The organism is Flavobacterium selenitireducens (assembly GCF_014748335.1).
Taxonomy (GTDB): Bacteria; Bacteroidota; Bacteroidia; order Flavobacteriales; family Flavobacteriaceae; genus Flavobacterium; species Flavobacterium selenitireducens.
On record NZ_JAAVIY010000031.1, the window covers coordinates 1 to 1626 of the forward strand.

Annotated in this window: 1 rRNA gene; it reads left to right on the forward strand. The window is 49.3% G+C overall.

Going from position 1 to position 1626, the window contains the following annotated elements:
- Nucleotides 1-1626, forward strand: a 23S ribosomal RNA gene (locus tag HC229_RS16510); the annotation flags it as partial.

A 1626-nucleotide genomic window follows, 5' to 3' on the forward strand; every position in this document is an offset into this window, starting at 1 on the left:
AGCCCAAACCAGTGTTGTTACGGCAATAGTGGGGTTGTAGGACCACGAGATTGTATGTAAACTGAACCGGAACTTTCTGGAAAGAGAGACCATAGGGGGTGATAGTCCCGTACGGGTAAGGAATATAATACATAGTGGTATCCTGAGTAGGGCGGGGCACGTGAAACCCTGTCTGAATCTGCCGGGACCATCCGGCAAGGCTAAATACTCGCAGAAGACCGATAGTGAACCAGTACCGTGAGGGAAAGGTGAAAAGAACCGTGAATAACGGAGTGAAACAGATCCTGAAACCATACGCCTACAAGCGGTCGGAGCCCTTTCGTGGGGTGACGGCGTGCCTTTTGCATAATGAGCCTACGAGTTAACGATGCCGGCAAGGATAAGCTGTTAAGCAGTGGATCCGTAGCGAAAGCGAGTCTGAACAGGGCGCTTTAGTCGGTATTGTTAGACGCGAAACCGTGTGATCTACCCATGGGCAGGATGAAGCTGTGGTAACACACAGTGGAGGTCCGAACCGGTTGACGTTGAAAAGTCTTCGGATGACCTGTGGGTAGGGGTGAAAGGCCAATCAAACTCGGAAATAGCTCGTACTCCCCGAAATGCATTTAGGTGCAGCGCTGAGCATAAAGTTATATAGAGGTAGAGCTACTGATTGGATGCGGGGGCTTCACCGCCTACCAATTCCTGACAAACTCCGAATGCTATATAATGTTTCTCAGCAGTGAGGGCTTGGGTGCTAAGGTCCAAGTCCGAGAGGGAAAGAACCCAGACCATCAGCTAAGGTCCCCAAATGTATGCTAAGTTGAAAGAACGAGGTTTGTCTGCCCAGACAGCTAGGATGTTGGCTTGGAAGCAGCCATTCATTTAAAGAGTGCGTAACAGCTCACTAGTCGAGCGGACGAGCATGGATAATAATCGGGCATAAGCATACTACCGAAGCTATGGATTTCATAGTAATATGGAGTGGTAGGGGAGCATTCTGACAGGGTTGAAGGTGTGTCGTGAGGCATGCTGGACCGGTCAGAAAAGAAAATGTAGGCATAAGTAACGATAATGCGGGCGAGAAACCCGCACACCGAAAGACTAAGGTTTCCTCAGCTATGCTAATCAGCTGAGGGTTAGTCGGGTCCTAAGGCGAACCCGAAAGGGACAGTCGATGGCCAACGGGTTAATATTCCCGTACTACTTACAGTTGTGATGGAGCGACGCAGTGATGAAAGTACCGCGAACTGACGGAATAGTTCGTTGAAGCACCTACCTATATCTTCTATAGTCAAATGCGTAGAGGATGGGGAAATGCGATAGTACACGGAGCCTTCGGGCAAAGTGATAGTGTACCTAAGGGCTGCCAAGAAAAACTTCTAAACTTAGATTGTAAGTACCCGTACCGTAAACCGACACAGGTAGTCGAGGAGAGAATCCTAAGGTGCTCGAGAGATTCATGGCTAAGGAATTAGGCAAAATAGACCTGTAACTTCGGGAGAAAGGTCGCCCACAGCGATGTGGGCCGCAGTGAAAAGATCCAGGCGACTGTTTATCAAAAACACAGGGCTCTGCAAAATCGTAAGATGAAGTATAGGGCCTGACACCTGCCCGGTGCTGGAAGGTTAAGAGGAGATGTCATGG